Origin of the sequence: Burkholderia sp. SJZ089, from assembly GCF_007828315.1 — a bacterium.
Classification (GTDB): domain Bacteria; phylum Pseudomonadota; class Gammaproteobacteria; order Burkholderiales; family Burkholderiaceae; genus Burkholderia; species Burkholderia gladioli.
Map to the genome: position 1 here is coordinate 118,230 of NZ_VIUM01000012.1, position 14,504 is coordinate 132,733.

Sequence of the window (14,504 nt, forward strand, 5' to 3'; positions counted from 1 at the left end):
GGTGTGGATTATCGCTTGCGCGCTCAGCCGGCGCGAGCGGCTTGGGGCAGGGTCCGCACGCCGGAGCGGCGGCCCAGGATCACGGTGCCGATCACGGCGGCGGCGAACAGCCAGGTGGACGGCGTCACGGACTCGCCGAACAGCAGCGCGGAAAGCCCGATGGTGAAGAAGATCTGCAGCAACTGGACCTGGCCGACGCGGGCGATGCCGCCCATCGCGAGGCCCGCGTACCAGGCGAAGAAGCCGATCAGCTGCGAGAACAGCGTCACGTAGGCGAAGGCCAGCCAGACCGCCGTCGGCACCGGCTCGGCGTGCGTGAGGTGGTGCTGCCAGGCCAGCCAGCCGACCGGCGCGGCGAGAAACGGCGCGCACACCACCAGCGCCCAGCAGATCACCTGCCAGCCGCCCATCTGCCTGGCCAGGCGCGCGCCCTCGGCATAACCGAGCGCGCCCACGCCGACCGCGACCAGCATCAGCAGGTCGCCCATCTGCGGGCGGCCACCGCCGTCGCGCAGCGCGAAGGCGATCACCAGGGCGCTGCCGGCCAGCGCGCTGAGCCAGAAGCCGCGCGAGGGCCGCTCGCGCGACAGCCAGGCCGCGTAGAGCGCCACCAGCAGCGGCTGCAGGCCGTTGACCACGGCCCCGTGCGCGGCCGGCACGGTCTGCATCGACCAGGCCGAGAACACCGGGTAGGCGACGATCACGCCGGCCGAGACCACCGCCAGGCTTTTCAGTTGCGCACGCGTCGGCCAGGCCTCGCGACGCCACCACAGCAGCAGGGCGGCCGGCACGGCGGCGGCCAGCGCGCGGCCGAGGCCGTTGAGCAGCGGGTGGAATTCGGTGACGACGACGCGCGTCATGGGCAGCGTCAGGCTGAAGATCGTCACGCCGAGCAGGCCTAGCAGCATGCCGCGGGTTTCGCGCGAATCGGACATCTTGATCGAGGCTCCGGAAGGATGAGGGGAATGGGCGAATGGCGCGGGCGGCGCGCCTTCAGCGCAGCGTGCGCGCGCCCTTGGGCGTGTCGAAGCTGGCCACCAGCGCGCGCTCCGGGGCGGCCGACACGGCCACCAACTGGCCGGCGCCAAGCCAGTCGAGGTGCGCGACGATCGCCTCGGCCTCGGGATGGGTGGCGTTCAGCGAGCCGAGCACGATGTCGTGATGCGGCAGCGTGTCGGACGGATGGCGCGGCGTGTCCCACTGGATCAGCGAGGGCGCGATGCCGTCGGCCGCCTGGCCCGAGGCGTCGGGGAAGGCGCCGTCGGCGGGTACCGTCAGGCTCCAGCGCCAGTCGCCGCGGCTCATCCGCGCGACCGGGGCGATCCGCTGCGGATACTGGCGGCGCCAGATATCCAGGTGGCGCGGCGGCTCCACGCGCGCCACCCAGTGCACCAGCGCCGGGCCCTGGGCGAGGCGCTGCTGCATGGCCGGCTCGTCGAGCGCGAACAGGCGCGGGCGCGGCGCGCCGGACGGCACCGGCGCGTCGGGATCGATCGCGATCACCTCCAGGTAGGCGCCGCCCCACAGGCCGAACAGCCGGTTGTGGGTGCGCATCAGCGGATGCGCGCCGCCGCCGGCGGGCTCGGTGCCGAGCGTGTCGGCGACGTAGGCCGTGCCCTCGTCGAGGGTGCGGGCGGCGATCACCAGGTGGTCGAGTTTCAGCGGTCGTGCGTTCATGGCGGTTCGAATGGTCGGATTCCTTGCTGCGTGCGCGCGGACGGCTTGCCGGGGCGGGACGCACGGATGACGTGCGGCGATGCCCGCGGACCGCAGGCGCGGGGCGTGCGGCCGGGCTCGATCGAGCCGGTGCGGGCGGGTTCGGGCAAGGCCGGCGGTGCCGGGAGGGTGGATCCGGCGGCCGCGGCGGCGGGGCGCACGGGCTTCGATGGTAGCGGGCGCCCGGGCGCGCAGCCATGCGGAGCGAACGATGCCGGGTATTTGCCGGATCCGGGTCGAATCCACTCCGAATCCGGGCGATGGCTCGTCCACCCTGCGCTGGCGACCTGAAAACTGTAATCGCGTCGACCGGAACAGTAACGGTACAATCGGCGCAATACTTTTCTGTACAGTTCCCGCCCGCCGGAGGCCGCCGATGTCCACCGTTCCGCTCGACCAGATCCCCGCGCCGCACGACACCGCCACGCTGACCCTGGTCGACCAGTTGGTGCAATGGGCGCGCCGACGCATCGACGAGCGGGTGTTCCGGCCCGGCATGCGGATGCCCTCGATCCGCAAGCTGGCGATCGACAAGAACGTGTCGCGCTTCACTGTGGTGGAGGCCTATGAGCGGCTGGTGGCCCAGGGTTACCTCGATTCGCGGCGCGGCTCCGGCTTCTACGTGCGCGAGCGCGGCCCGGTGGCGCTGCCCGGCGAGACGCCCCGGCCGCGGCAGGACGCGCCGCCGGCCGCGGTCGACAACACCATCGACGTGGTCTGGCTGCTGCGCAACATGCTGCGCACGGTCAGCCCGGAAAAGGGGCCGGGGCTCGGCTACCTGCCGGCGCGCTGGCTCGACGGCGAGCTGATCACCAGCGCGCTGCGTTCGCTGGGCCGCCAGGCCGGCGCGCAGATGCTCGGCCTGGGCCGTGCCCAGGGTTTCCTGCCGCTGCGCCAGCAACTGCAGACGCGCCTGGCCGAGCAGGAGATCGGCGCGACGCCCGAGCAACTGGTGATGGTCTCGGGCATCACGCATGCGATCGACCTGATCGCGCGGCTGTTCGTGCGGCCCGGCGACACCGTGGTGGTGGGCGACCCGGCCTGGTTCCAGATGTTCGGCCGCTTCGCCTCGCAGGGCGCGCGCCTGGTCGGGATGCCCTACACGCCCGCCGGCCCCGATCTCGACGCGCTCGAGACCCTGGTCCAGCAGTGGCGGCCGAAGATGCTGGTGATCAATTCGGTGCTGCAGAATCCCACCGGCACCTCGCTGTCGGCCGCGCAGGCGTTCCGGATCCTGCGCCTGGCCGAGGCCTACGACTTCCTGGTGGTGGAGGACGACGTCTACGGCGATCTATGTCCGGCCCGCTACCCTGCCACGCGCCTGGCCAGCCTCGACCAGCTCAAGCGGGTGATCCTGGTCGGCAGCTTCTCCAAGACCCTGGCGGCGAACCTGCGGGTGGGCTACATCGCCTGCTCGCACGAGATCGCCAATGCGCTGACCGACCAGAAGATGCTGGCCGGCATGACCACCCCCGAGCTCAACGAGCGAGTGCTCTACAAGGTGCTGACCGAAGGCCATTACCGGCGCCACGTGGAGCGGCTGCGCGGCCGGCTCGACGGGGTGCGCGACAAGACGGCCCGGATGCTGGAGCGGGTCGGCATGCGCCTGTTCACGATGCCCTCGGCGGGCATGTTCCTGTGGGCCGACACCGGCGCCGATTCCGACGCGCTGGCCGCCGCCGCGCACGAGGAGGGCTTCCTGCTGACGCCGGGCAGCCTGTTCTCGCCGCAGCAGTCGCCGTCCACCTGGACCCGCTTCAACGTCGCCAATTGCGGCGATCCGGCGCTCGCGCCGTTCCTGGCGCGCTATCTCGATTCGGTGCCGCGGCGCCCGGCCGAGGCAGGGCCGGGTTCGCTGGACGCGGCCTAGCCGGATCAACTGGCTCGAGGCCGGGCCCCTGGCGGGCGAGCCGCTTCCGGTTCGATCGATCCAGTGCGGCGCGCGATCAATTACATCAATCGCCCCGGGGTCTTGAAATCGCTCCAGCCGGCCCCATTTCGGTGCCCGAAGACACGATCCGGCGCGGATCCGGCCCCGCCTTCGCGGCGAGTGCCGCCGGGCTCGGCGGATCTCCTCCCTCATTCATCCCCTTTGGCTACAGGAAAACGCAATGGCACATGAAACGATGAGCTTCCAGGCGGAGGTCAAGCAGCTCCTCCATCTGATGATCCATTCGCTGTACAGCAACAAGGAAATCTTCCTTCGCGAACTGGTGTCGAACGCGTCCGACGCGGCCGACAAGCTCCGTTTCGAGGCGCTCGAAAACGGCGCCCTCTACGAGAACGATCCGAACCTGCGGATCCGCATCGGCTACGACAAGGCCGCGCGCACCGTGACGATCGACGACAACGGCATCGGCATGAGCCGCGACGAGGCGATCGCCAACCTGGGCACCATCGCGCGCTCGGGCACCAAGGAATTCTTCTCCAAGCTGTCGGGCGACCAGCAGCGCGACGCGGCGCTGATCGGCCAGTTCGGCGTGGGCTTCTACTCGGGCTTCATCGTCGCCGACCGCATCACGGTCGAGACGCGCCGCGCCGGCGCGCCGGCCTCGGAAGGCGTGCGCTGGGAAAGCGCGGGCGAGGGCGACTTCACGGTCGACGCGATCGAGCGCGCCCAGCGCGGCACCACCATCACCCTGCACCTGCGCGAGGGCGAGGACGAGCTGCTGTCCTCCTACAAGCTCAAGTCCATCATCCGCAAGTATTCGGACCACGTCGGCCTGCCGATCCTGATGAAGGCGGAAGAGTGGGACCAGGAAAAGGGCGAGATGGTCGAGAAGGACGAGGACGAGACCGTCAACCAGGCCAGCGCGCTCTGGACCCGTTCCAAGCAGGACATCACTGAAGAGCAGTACAAGCAGTTCTACCAGCACGTCGCGCACGACCACCAGGACCCGCTGGCCTGGACCCACAACCGCGTCGAGGGCCGCAGCGAGTACACGCAACTGCTCTACGTGCCGGCGCACGCGCCCTTCGACATGTGGAACCGCGACTACCGCGGCGGCCTGAAGCTGTACGTGAAGCGCGTGTTCATCATGGACGACGCCGAGCAACTGCTGCCGCAGTACCTGCGCTTCGTGAAGGGCGTCGTCGACTCGGCCGACCTGCCGCTCAACGTCTCGCGCGAGATCCTGCAGGAAAGCCGTGACGTGCGCACCATCCGCGACGGCGTGACCAAGCGCACGCTGTCGATGCTGGAGGAACTCGCGAACGCCGAGGACGATGCCGGCAAGGACAAGTACAAGACCTTCTGGACCGAGTTCGGCCAGGTCCTGAAGGAAGGCATCGGCGAGGACAACGCCAACCGCGAGCGCGTCGCCAAGCTGCTGCGCTTCGCCTCGACGCAGGGCGAGACGGCCGAGCAGAACGTCTCGCTGGCCGACTACGTCTCGCGCATGAAGCCCGAGCAGAGCAAGATCTACTACGTCACGGCCGACACCTGGCAGGCCGCCACCCACAGCCCGCACCTCGAGGTGTTCCGCAAGAAGGGCGTCGAGGTGCTGCTGCTGACCGATCGCGTCGACGAGTGGATGCTGTCCTACCTGAACGAGTTCGACGGCAAGCCGCTGGCCAGCGTGGCACGCGGCGACCTCGATCTCGGCGCGCTCGACGACGAGGAGAAGAAGGCGCAGGAGGAAACCGGCGAGGCGATGAAGCCGGTGGTCGAGAAGATCAAGGAAACGCTCGGCGACAAGGTCAAGGAAGTGCGCGTGACCTTCCGCCTGACCGATTCGCCCTCCTGCCTGGTGGCCGACGACAACGACATGAGCGGCTACCTGCAGCGCATGCTGAAGGCGGCCGGCCAGCAGGCGCCGGCGATGCAGCCGATCCTCGAGATCAACCCCGAGCATCCGCTGATCAAGCAGCTGCAGCCCGAAGGCGCCGACTTCGCCGACTGGTGCCACCTGCTGCTCGACCAGGCGCTGCTGGCCGAGGGCGGCGCGCTGGAAGATCCGGCCGCCTTCGTCAAGCGCACCAACGCGCTGCTGCTGTCGCGCGCCGCGTGATACGGCCGCGCTTCGACGCGGCCGACGCGCAGTGGCGCGTGGTGCCGCGTCCCGGCCTGGGCGCCGCGCCCCGCGACTGGCTCACGCGCGGCGGTTCGCTGACGGCGCACCTGGCCACGCTCGGCGCGGTCAGCGTGCGCGTCACGCGCGAGGCCGTGGCGGTGCCCTGGGCCGACGAGCCGGCTGCGCTGGCGGTCGTGCCGCGCCAGGCCTGCTGGGTGCGCGAGGTGGTGCTCAGCGTCGACGGCGAACCCTGCGTCGCCGCGCACAGCCTCACGCCGCTCGGCGCGAGCCGCGGCGTGTGGCAGGCGATCCGCCGGCTGCGCACGCGGCCGCTCGCCGAGCTGCTCTACAGCGATGCGCGGGTGTCCCGCTCGTCCCTGGTGAGCCGGCGCGTGATCGCCGGCCATCCGCTGCACCTGCTGGCGGCGCGGGCCCTGCCCGCGGGCGAGCCGGTGCCGCATGCGTTCGCCGCGCGCCGCTCGGTGTTCGAGCGGCACGGCGCGCCGCTGATGGTCAGCGAGTGCATGCTGCCGGCGCTGTGGCGGCGCGTGGGCGGGGCCGGCGCGCTCGAGCTCGCGCGCGAATCGGATTCGGCCGCATGAGCGAGGCGACCCCGGCGCCCGACCTGGCGCTCAAGCGCAGCTTTCCGCCGGTGGTGGATGAGCACACGCGCGTGCTGATCCTCGGCAGCCTGCCCGGCGAGGTCTCGCTGGCGCAGAGCCGCTATTACGCGCATCCGCAGAACCGCTTCTGGCGCCTGCTCGGCGAGGTGCTCGACACCGAGCTGGTCGCCCTCGACTACGCGCAGCGTCTGCAGACCCTGCAGCGGCACGGCATCGGCCTTTGGGACGTGGTGGCCGAGGCCACCCGCATCGGCAGCCTCGACAGCCGGATCCGCGACCACGCCAGCAACGATCTCGTCACCCTGGTGCAAAGCCTGCCGCGGCTCGCGGCGATCGCCTTCAACGGCGGCACGGCGGCCAGGCTCGGCACGCGCGCGCTGGGCGAACACGGCGCCGCCTACACGCTGCTCGGGCTGCCGTCGAGCAGCCCCGCCTACGCGGCGCTGCCTTATACGGACAAGCTGCTGCAATGGCGCGCGCTGGCCGCCTTCCTGGCCTGACACGAAGCCGCGCATCGACGCACGGCGGATTCGGTGGCTGCGTCTGGCCGCTCGCGCCGCGCCGATGCTATGCTCTCGATCCTCCCGTTTTCACCGAGTCGCGCGGCCTGCGCGATCCATCCAGATGACCCGACTGATCAAGCGCGCGTCCGCCGAGGCGCGCGCGTTTCGCCGCGACAACGCGCGCGACGACGAAACCCTCGCCCAGCGCCCCGAGGTGCGGACCAAATCGCGCGCGAACCGCGACGACCTGAGCGACGCGCCGCTGATCGAGGCGCCGCGCAAGCCGCGCTTCGCGCCGGTCACGTTCTCCGAGGAGCGCGGCGTGCGCTACCTGCACTTCGGTACCGAGTGGGTGCAGGGCGCGATGCGGCTGTCCAGGCCGCTGGCGATCGAACTCGAATACGCGCAGCAGATGATGGCCTGGCTGCTGTTCCTCGACACGCCCGAGCGGGTCGTCCAACTGGGCCTGGGCACCGGCGCGCTGACCAAGTTCGCGCATGCCTACCTGGCGCCGGCGCGCGTCGAGGCGGTCGAGCTGAATCCGGCGGTGATCATCGCCGCGCATTCGATGTTCGCGCTGCCGCCCGACGACGAGCGCCTGACGGTGCACGAGGCCGACGCCTGGGACTTCGTCAACGACGCGGCCAACCGCGGCACCACCGGCGCCCTGCAGATCGACCTGTACGACGCCACCGCGCGCGGCCCGGTGCTCGACAGCGTGGCTTTCTATCGCGCGGTGCGCGGCTGCCTGGCCGAAGCCGGCGTGGCCACCATCAACCTGTTCGGCGACCACCCGAGCTTCGTGCGCAACATGAAGCACCTCAACGCGGCCTTCGATTCGCGCGTGATCGCGCTGCCGGAAGTGCACGAGGGCAATCGCGTCGCGCTGGCCTTCTCGGGCCCGGCCCTGTCGGTGTCCTACGCGCTGCTCGAGGCGCGCGCGGCGCATCTCGAGCACACGCTGAAGCTGCCCGCGCGCCAGTGGGTGAAAGCCTTGAAAGCATCGAAGGCCGAGCTCGGCGACGCCTCGCCGGACTTCACGATCTGACGGTTTCCCGGCCGGGCTCCCGCCCGCGCCCCGCGCCGCCGGCCTCCCCGCCGGCGGCGTCGCATCCGCCTCCCGCCTCCCGCCGCGCTCCGGGTTCGCCCGCGTATCTGACGACATGTCGGACTCTTATACTCTGTAAGCCTGGGCTCGCGGCAGCGGATCCGCCCGCGTTTCCTCGCACCGTCGTACCCGTTCAAGACATCTAAATAACCGGGCATAAGAGACACAAGAGGAGACGCCATGGCTCACGAAGCCAACGCCAACCAGGCCGCCAAACGCTGGCTCTGGCTGCTGGTGCTGCCAGTCATCGCGATGGTCTGGGTGCCGTCGTACAGCAAGGTCGAGCCGCAATGGTTCGGATTCCCGTTCTTCTACTGGTATCAGCTCGCCTGGGTGTTCGGCAGCGCGGCGATCACCGGCTTCGTCTACAGCAAGACCAAGCATTGCTGGCGCGCCAATCCCGCCAAGGGGGACGCGCAATGAACCTGACCGCCACCTTCGTGTTCGTGCTGTTCTTCGTCGGCGTGACGATCCTCGGCTTCCTCGCCGCGCACTGGCGCCGCGGCGATCTCGCCCATCTCGACGAATGGGGCCTGGGCGGGCGGCGCTTCGGCACCATCGTCACCTGGTTCCTGCTCGGCGGCGACCTGTATACCGCCTACACCTTCGTGGCGGTGCCGGCCCTGGTGTTCGGCGCCGGCGCGATGGGCTTCTTCGCGCTGCCCTACACGATCCTGATCTACCCGTTCGCCTTCGTGGTGTTCCCCAAGCTCTGGAGCATCGCCAAGCGGCACGGCTACGTGACGGCAGCCGACTTCGTCGGCGCGCGCTACGGCAGCCGCATGCTGGCGCTGGCCGTGGCGGTGACCGGCATCGTCGCCACCATGCCCTATATCGCGCTGCAACTGGTGGGCATCGAGGTGGTGATCGGCGGGCTCGGCTTCGACACGCGCGGGCTGATGGGCGACCTGCCGCTGATCATCGCCTTCGCGATCCTGGCCGCCTACACCTACACCTCGGGGCTGCGCGCGCCGGCCATGATCGCGATCGTCAAGGACATCCTGATCTACGTGACGATCGCCGCGGCCATCATCGTGATCCCCTCGCAACTGGGCGGCTTCGGCCATATCTTCGGCAGCGTGCCGCCGCCCAAGCTGCTGCTCAAGGCGCCCGACGTGGACAGCCTGAACGGCTACAGCGCCTACGCGACGCTGGCGGTGGGCTCGGCGCTGGCGCTGTTCCTCTATCCGCACTCGGTCACCGCGATCCTGTCCTCGAAGTCGGGCAACACCATCCGCCGCAACATGGCGATGCTGCCGGCCTATTCCTTCGTGCTGGGCCTGCTCGCGCTGCTCGGCTACATGGCGCTGGCCTCGGGCGTGAAGGACATGCCGGAGTTCGCGCCGTACTTCAAGGCCTACGGCGCCAACTTCGCGGTGCCGGCGCTGTTCCTGCACTTCTTCCCCTCGTGGTTCGTCGGCGTGGCCTTCGCGGCGATCGGCATCGGCGCGCTGGTGCCGGCCGCGATCATGTCGATCGCGGCGGCCAACCTCTACACGCGCAACATCCATCGCGAGTTCATCAACCGCAACATGACGCATCACCAGGAGACCAATGTCGCCAAGCTGGTCTCGCTGATCGTGAAGGTGGGCGCGGTGGCCTTCATCCTCGGGCTGCCGCTGACCTACGCGATCCAGCTCCAGTTGCTGGGCGGGATCTGGATCATCCAGACCCTGCCGGCGATCGTGCTCGGGCTCTACACGCGCGTGCTCGATCATCGCGGCCTGCTGGTTGGCTGGGCCGCCGGCATTATCTGCGGTACCTGGATGGCGATCTCGCTGAAGCTGGCGGGCTCGATCTTCACGATACATCTGTTCGGCATGGCGATTCCCGGCTACGCGGCGATCTGGTCGCTGGCGGTGAACCTGGTGGTGGCGGTGGTGGTCAGCGTGGCGGTGCGCGTGGTCGGCATGGCGCGCGCCGAGGATCGCACGCGGCCCGAGGACTATCTCGACGTGGCCGAAGGTTGAGGGCGGGGTGAAGCGGCGGCGGGCCTGCCCGCCGCGCATGAAGGATCGAGGCCGGCTCCCGCCTGACGCGGCGGGGCCGGCCTCGTGCTTTTCGGGAGCGCGGCTCGATCGATCAGGGCTGCTGATCAGGGGCGCGCGGCCGGATCCTCGACGTTGACCATCCAGTGCACGCCGAAGCGGTCGCGCAGCATGCCGAAACCGAGCGCCCAGAAGGTCGGGCCGAAGGGCATCGCCACCGAGCCGCCGCTGGCGAGCGCCTCGAAGATGCGTCGGCCCTCGTCGAGCGTGGCCGGGTTCAGCGACAGGGAATAACCGTCGTGGGTCTGCTGCGGCGCGCCGGGCCGGCAGTCACCGTCCGAGCACATCAGTTGCGATTCGCCGATCCGCAGGCTGGCATGCATCACCTTGTCGGCCAGCGCCGGATCGAGCGGCTGCTCGGGGTTGGGGGGCGCATCCTTGTGGCGCATCAGCATCTGGACCTCGGCGCCGATCGCGTCGCGATAGAACGCGATCGCCTCGTCGCAGCGTCCGCCGAAGAACAGATAGGCTTGGACTTGCATCGTCGTCTCCTGGTGGGCTCGTCCGACCTGGTTCGGCCTGCTGACGAGCACGATGAAGGCGGGGCGCGGGGCCCCGTGACGAGCAGTGTAGTGCGTGCCGGGCGGCGCGCACATGACAACGGCCGCGCGAGGCGGCCGTCGGAGGTGTTGCCGGCAGGCGCGGGCGCGGCCCGCGCCGGGGCGCTTAGCGCAGCGCCTCGATCAGGCCTTCGAGCTTGATCGCGTCGGCCGCGAAGGCGCGGATGCCCTCGGCGAGCTTCTCGGTGGCCATCGCGTCGTCGTTGAGCTGGAAGCGGAACGCGGATTCGTCGATCGCCACGCGCTCGGCCGGCGCGTCCTGCGCGCTGTCCGGCGACAGCTTGCGCTCGAGGCGGTCGTTGCTCTCGTGCAGCTTCTGCAGCAGCTCGGGGCTGATCGTCAGCAGGTCGCAGCCGGCCAGCTCGGTGATCTGCGTGACGGTGCGGAAGCTCGCGCCCATCACCTCGGTCTTGTAGCCGAACTTCTTGTAGTAGGCGTAGATGCGGCGCACCGACTGCACGCCCGGATCGTTCGCGCCGCCGTTCTTGACCTCGTCCCAGTTGGCGCCGGCCTGCTTCTTGTACCAGTCATAGATGCGGCCGACGAAGGGCGAGATCAGTTGCGCGCCGGCCTCGGCGCAGGCGGCCGCCTGCACCAGCGAGAACAGCAGGGTCATGTTGCACTTGATGCCTTCTTTCTGCAGGACCTCGGCGGCGCGGATTCCTTCCCAGGTCGAGGCGAGCTTGATCAGCACGCGCTCGCGGCCGATGCCGGCGGCTTCGTAGAGGCGGATCAGTTCGCGGCCCTTGTCGATCGAGGCCTGGGCGTCGAACGACAGGCGCGCGTCGACCTCGGTCGAGACGCGGCCCGGGATGATCTTGAGGATTTCGGTGCCGAAGGCGATCAGCAGGCGATCGATGATGACGTCGGTCGATTCGCCGGCGTGGTCGCGCACGGTCTTCTCGAGCAGCGGCTTGTAGGCGTCCTTCTGGACCGCCTTCAGGATCAGCGAGGGATTGGTGGTCGCATCCTGGGGCTGATACTGCGCGAGCTGCTGGAAATCACCGGTATCGGCGACGACGGTGGTGTACTGCTTCAGCTGGTCGAGTGCGGTAGTCATGAGCGAATCGATGGTGGGCGCAAGGCGCCGGGTTCGACGGAAGGCCGCGCGACTGCGGCGCGGCGGCGAAGCGGGCCGGCCGACCCGCCCGCGAGCGGGGCGGGGAACGGCGACCGGAAAGCTCTATTCTAGGCCCGATTGGCCGGCGCGTCCGCGACGAGGCGGGTGGAATCGGGGCGGCAACGGGCGCGGGGCGCGCCGCGGCGCCGTTCAGCCGGCCGCGCGCGCTTCGGGCGGCCCGGGTGGCATCAGGCGCCGGGCTCGCGTCGCGCGTTCAGGATCAGTTGCGTGATCACGCCGGCCACCAGGCCCCAGAAGGCCGAGCCGATCGACAGCAGGGTCAGCCCCGAGGCGGTCACCATGAAGGTGACCAGGGCCGCCTCGCGCTGGCGCAGGTCCTGCATCGCGTTGGCCAGGCCGCTCATGATCGAGCCGAACAGCGCCAGCGCCGCCACCGAGACCACCAGCGCCTTGGGCAGTGCGTCGAACAGCGCCGCGATGGTGGCGCCGAACACGCCCGCCACCAGGTAGAACAGGCCGCACCAGACCGCGGCCGGATAACGCCGCGCGCGATCCTCGTGCGCCTCGGGACCGGTGCAGATGGCGGCCGTGATGGCGGCCAGGTTGATGCCGTGCGAGCCGAACGGGGCCAGCGCCAGCGAGGTGATGCCGGTGGTGGCGATCAGCGGCGAGGAGGGCGTCGCGTAGCCGTCGGCGCGCAGCACGGCGATGCCGGGCACGTTCTGCGAGGCCATCGCCACCACGAACAGCGGGATCCCGATGCTGACGATCGCCGACAGCGAGAAGGCCGGCACGGTGAGCACCGGGTGTGCCAGGGCGATCTGGAAGCGGCTGAAGTCGAGCAGGCCCAGTGCGCCGGACACGGCGGTGCCGGCCGCCAGGGTGGTGACGATCGCATAGCGCGGCGCGAGCCGCTTGACCACCAGGTAGGTGAGGAACATGACGATCACCAGCGCGGTCTGGAACTGCGCGGCGCGGAAGATCTCGATGCCGATCTCGAACAGGATGCCGGCCAGCAGCGCCGAGGCGATGCCGGCCGGGATCCGCCGCATCAGGGCGTCGAACAGGCCGCTCAGGCCGACCGCGGTGAGCAGCAGCGCGCACGCCACGAAGGCGCCGATCGCGTACGGGTAGGGCACGCAGGGCAGCGAGGCCACCAGCAGCGCGGCGCCCGGCGTCGACCAGGCCACCACCACCGGCGCGCGATAGCGCAGCGACAGGCCCACCGTGGTCACGCCCATGCCGATCGACAGCGCCCAGATCCAGGACGAGATCTGCGCGTCGCTCAGGTGGGCGGCGCGGCCGGCCTGGAACATCAGCACCAGCGAGCTGGTGTAGCCGGTCATCATCGCGACGAAGCCGGCGACCAGCGCCGACAGCGAGGTATCCGCGAAGAAGCGCGGGGCGGAGGCGGCCGGCGGCGTGCCGGGCGCTGGGGACGGATTCATGTTGCGAAGGCTCCGAGCGGGGAGGGAAGACGGTTCACGCGCCGCGCGCAACGCGACGGGCGATCCGGCGGCGCGGGGAGGATACAGCGGGTTGGGGCGGAATGGGGCGGCGGCGAAGCCGGCGGGTGCGCTACTTGCTTAGCTGCCGCATCGCGGCTTCCAGGCCGGCCAGCGTGAGCGGGTACATGCGCGCGCCCAGCAGGTCGCGAATGATCGCGATCGACTGCCGGTATTCCCATAGTCGCTCGGGCTCGGGATTGAGCCAGGCGTGGTTGGGGAACTGGTCGGCGAGCCGGCGCAGCCACACGGCGCCGGCCTCGGGATTGTTGTATTCGACCGAGCCGCCGGGCTGGGCGACTTCATAGGGGCTCATGGTGGCGTCGCCCACGAAGATCAGCTTGTAGTCGGCGCTGAACTTGTGGATCACGTCCCAGGTGGGTGTGCGCTCGGCGTGGCGACGCCGGTTGTTCTTCCACAGATAGTCGTAGACGCAGTTGTGGAAGTAGTAGAACTCCAGGTGCTTGAACTCGGCCTTGGCCGCCGAGAACAGCTCCTCGGTGCGCGCGATGTGGTCGTCCATCGAGCCGCCCGCGTCGAGCAGCATCAGCACCTTCACCTTGTTGTGTCGCTCGGGCACCATGCGCAGGTCGAGCCAGCCGGCATTGGCGGCCGTGCTGCGGATGGTGCCGGGCAGGTCGAGCTGGTCGGCCGCGCCCTCGCGCGCGAAGCGGCGCAGCCGGCGCAGCGCGACCTTGATGTTGCGGGTGCCGAGCTCGACCGAATCGTCGTAGTCGCGATAGGCGCGCGCCTCCCAGACCTTCAGCGCGGTGCGGTTGCCGTTGGACGGCCCGCCGATGCGGATCCCTTCCGGGTTGTAGCCGCCATGGCCGAACGGCGAGGTGCCGCCGGTGCCGATCCACTTGTTGCCGCCTTCGTGGCGCGCCTTCTGTTCGTCGAACAGCTCGCGCAGTCGCTCCATCAGCTTGTCCAGGCCGCCGAGCGCCTCGATCTGCGCCTTTTCCTCGGCCGTCAGTTCGCGCTGCAGCTTCTTCTCGAGCCAGTCGGCCGGGATCTCGAAGGCCTCGGCCGGCAGCGCCGCGACGCCGTGGAAGTAGCGGCCGAAGGCCTGGTCGAAGCGGTCGAAATACTGCTCGTCCTTCACCAGGGTCATGCGCGCGAGGTAGTAGAAGGCGTCGATCGACGGCGGGATCACTTCCTGGCGCAGCGCGTCGAGCAGCATCAGGTATTCCTTGACCGAGACCGGCAGCTTGGCCGCGCGCAGCGAGTAGAAGAAGTCGATCAGCATCGGCGCGCTCCGGGTTCGGCCGCGCGCGCCGGCGCCCGGCCGGGAGAACCGGCCAGGCGGAGGAAGACGGGGCGGGGCGCGCGGGACATGAAGGGCGA

At 69.9% G+C, this 14,504-nt stretch carries 13 protein-coding genes; 7 read left to right on the top strand and 6 right to left on the bottom strand.

Annotation, left to right across the window (positions count from 1 at the left end; translation table 11 throughout):
* Positions 1-23: 23 nt before the first annotated feature.
* A complete protein-coding gene (locus FB600_RS22240) occupies positions 24-935 on the bottom strand; it encodes a DMT family transporter (protein ID WP_096750391.1) in 912 nt (303 codons plus the stop codon).
* Between the two features lie 58 nt (positions 936-993).
* Positions 994-1,677, bottom strand: a complete 684-nt coding sequence (locus FB600_RS22245) for a VOC family protein (RefSeq protein WP_096750392.1) — start codon at positions 1,675-1,677, stop codon at positions 994-996.
* A 415-nt stretch (positions 1,678-2,092) separates the two neighbouring features.
* On the opposite strand from FB600_RS22245, the gene FB600_RS22250 reads away from it, so the two are divergent.
* From FB600_RS22250 to mctP, 7 genes are all read left to right on the top strand, one after another.
* Positions 2,093-3,586 (top strand): PLP-dependent aminotransferase family protein, encoded by a 1,494-nt coding sequence (locus FB600_RS22250; protein WP_096750393.1) that lies wholly within the window; start codon positions 2,093-2,095, stop codon positions 3,584-3,586.
* A 241-nt stretch (positions 3,587-3,827) separates the two neighbouring features.
* Positions 3,828-5,726, top strand: a complete 1,899-nt coding sequence (gene htpG / locus FB600_RS22255) for a molecular chaperone HtpG (protein ID WP_013698966.1) — start codon at positions 3,828-3,830, stop codon at positions 5,724-5,726.
* Positions 5,723-6,331, top strand: a complete 609-nt coding sequence (locus FB600_RS22260) for a chorismate--pyruvate lyase family protein (RefSeq protein ID WP_145757354.1) — start codon at positions 5,723-5,725, stop codon at positions 6,329-6,331. The genes htpG and FB600_RS22260 overlap by 4 nt, the downstream gene beginning before the upstream one ends.
* Positions 6,328-6,852 carry a DNA-deoxyinosine glycosylase gene (locus tag FB600_RS22265; RefSeq protein ID WP_233630156.1) on the top strand — a complete coding sequence of 175 codons (525 nt, stop codon included), beginning with the start codon at positions 6,328-6,330 and terminating at the stop codon, positions 6,850-6,852. Before FB600_RS22260 ends, FB600_RS22265 begins: the two co-directional genes overlap by 4 nt.
* Before the next feature lie 124 nt (positions 6,853-6,976).
* Positions 6,977-7,903 carry a spermidine synthase gene (locus FB600_RS22270; protein ID WP_098153767.1) on the top strand — a complete coding sequence of 309 codons (927 nt, stop codon included), beginning with the start codon at positions 6,977-6,979 and terminating at the stop codon, positions 7,901-7,903.
* Between the two features lie 240 nt (positions 7,904-8,143).
* On the top strand, positions 8,144-8,386 hold the full coding sequence (locus FB600_RS22275; RefSeq protein ID WP_047835945.1) for a DUF3311 domain-containing protein: 243 nt from the start codon (positions 8,144-8,146) through the stop codon (positions 8,384-8,386).
* On the top strand, positions 8,383-9,933 hold the full coding sequence (gene mctP, locus FB600_RS22280) for a monocarboxylate uptake permease MctP (RefSeq protein WP_046577205.1): 1,551 nt from the start codon (positions 8,383-8,385) through the stop codon (positions 9,931-9,933). Before FB600_RS22275 ends, mctP begins: the two co-directional genes overlap by 4 nt.
* A gap of 125 nt (positions 9,934-10,058) precedes the next feature.
* Here the strand turns inward: mctP and FB600_RS22285 are convergent, their stop codons facing one another.
* From FB600_RS22285 to FB600_RS22300, 4 genes are all read right to left on the bottom strand, one after another.
* Positions 10,059-10,493 carry a VOC family protein gene (locus tag FB600_RS22285; protein WP_047835943.1) on the bottom strand — a complete coding sequence of 145 codons (435 nt, stop codon included), beginning with the start codon at positions 10,491-10,493 and terminating at the stop codon, positions 10,059-10,061.
* Positions 10,494-10,677: 184 nt separating this feature from the next.
* Positions 10,678-11,631: a transaldolase gene (gene tal, locus FB600_RS22290; protein WP_047839291.1), complete on the bottom strand. Its 954-nt coding sequence runs from the start codon at positions 11,629-11,631 to the stop codon at positions 10,678-10,680.
* A 248-nt stretch (positions 11,632-11,879) separates the two neighbouring features.
* Entirely contained in the window at positions 11,880-13,100 is a 1,221-nt protein-coding gene (locus tag FB600_RS22295; protein WP_145757355.1) for a benzoate/H(+) symporter BenE family transporter, read from the bottom strand.
* A 130-nt stretch (positions 13,101-13,230) separates the two neighbouring features.
* Complete coding sequence (locus tag FB600_RS22300) at positions 13,231-14,406, bottom strand: vWA domain-containing protein (RefSeq protein ID WP_145757356.1); 1,176 nt, start codon at positions 14,404-14,406, stop codon at positions 13,231-13,233.
* Positions 14,407-14,504 lie beyond the last annotated feature (98 nt).

Bases quoted from the DNA above. Each gene is read 5' to 3' on its own strand.
- FB600_RS22295 (WP_145757355.1), bottom strand. From the start codon at position 13,100: ATGAATCCGTCCCCAGCGCCCGGCACGCCGCCGGCCGCCTCCGCCCCG.
- tal (WP_047839291.1), bottom strand. From the start codon at position 11,631: ATGACTACCGCACTCGACCAGCTGAAGCAGTACACCACCGTCGTCGCC.
- FB600_RS22250 (WP_096750393.1), top strand. From the start codon at position 2,093: ATGTCCACCGTTCCGCTCGACCAGATCCCCGCGCCGCACGACACCGCC.
- FB600_RS22300 (WP_145757356.1), bottom strand. From the start codon at position 14,406: ATGCTGATCGACTTCTTCTACTCGCTGCGCGCGGCCAAGCTGCCGGTC.
- mctP (WP_046577205.1), top strand. From the start codon at position 8,383: ATGAACCTGACCGCCACCTTCGTGTTCGTGCTGTTCTTCGTCGGCGTG.
- htpG (WP_013698966.1), top strand. From the start codon at position 3,828: ATGGCACATGAAACGATGAGCTTCCAGGCGGAGGTCAAGCAGCTCCTC.
- FB600_RS22270 (WP_098153767.1), top strand. From the start codon at position 6,977: ATGACCCGACTGATCAAGCGCGCGTCCGCCGAGGCGCGCGCGTTTCGC.
- FB600_RS22285 (WP_047835943.1), bottom strand. From the start codon at position 10,493: ATGCAAGTCCAAGCCTATCTGTTCTTCGGCGGACGCTGCGACGAGGCG.
- FB600_RS22275 (WP_047835945.1), top strand. From the start codon at position 8,144: ATGGCTCACGAAGCCAACGCCAACCAGGCCGCCAAACGCTGGCTCTGG.
- FB600_RS22240 (WP_096750391.1), bottom strand. From the start codon at position 935: ATGTCCGATTCGCGCGAAACCCGCGGCATGCTGCTAGGCCTGCTCGGC.
- FB600_RS22265 (WP_233630156.1), top strand. From the start codon at position 6,328: ATGAGCGAGGCGACCCCGGCGCCCGACCTGGCGCTCAAGCGCAGCTTT.
- FB600_RS22245 (WP_096750392.1), bottom strand. From the start codon at position 1,677: ATGAACGCACGACCGCTGAAACTCGACCACCTGGTGATCGCCGCCCGC.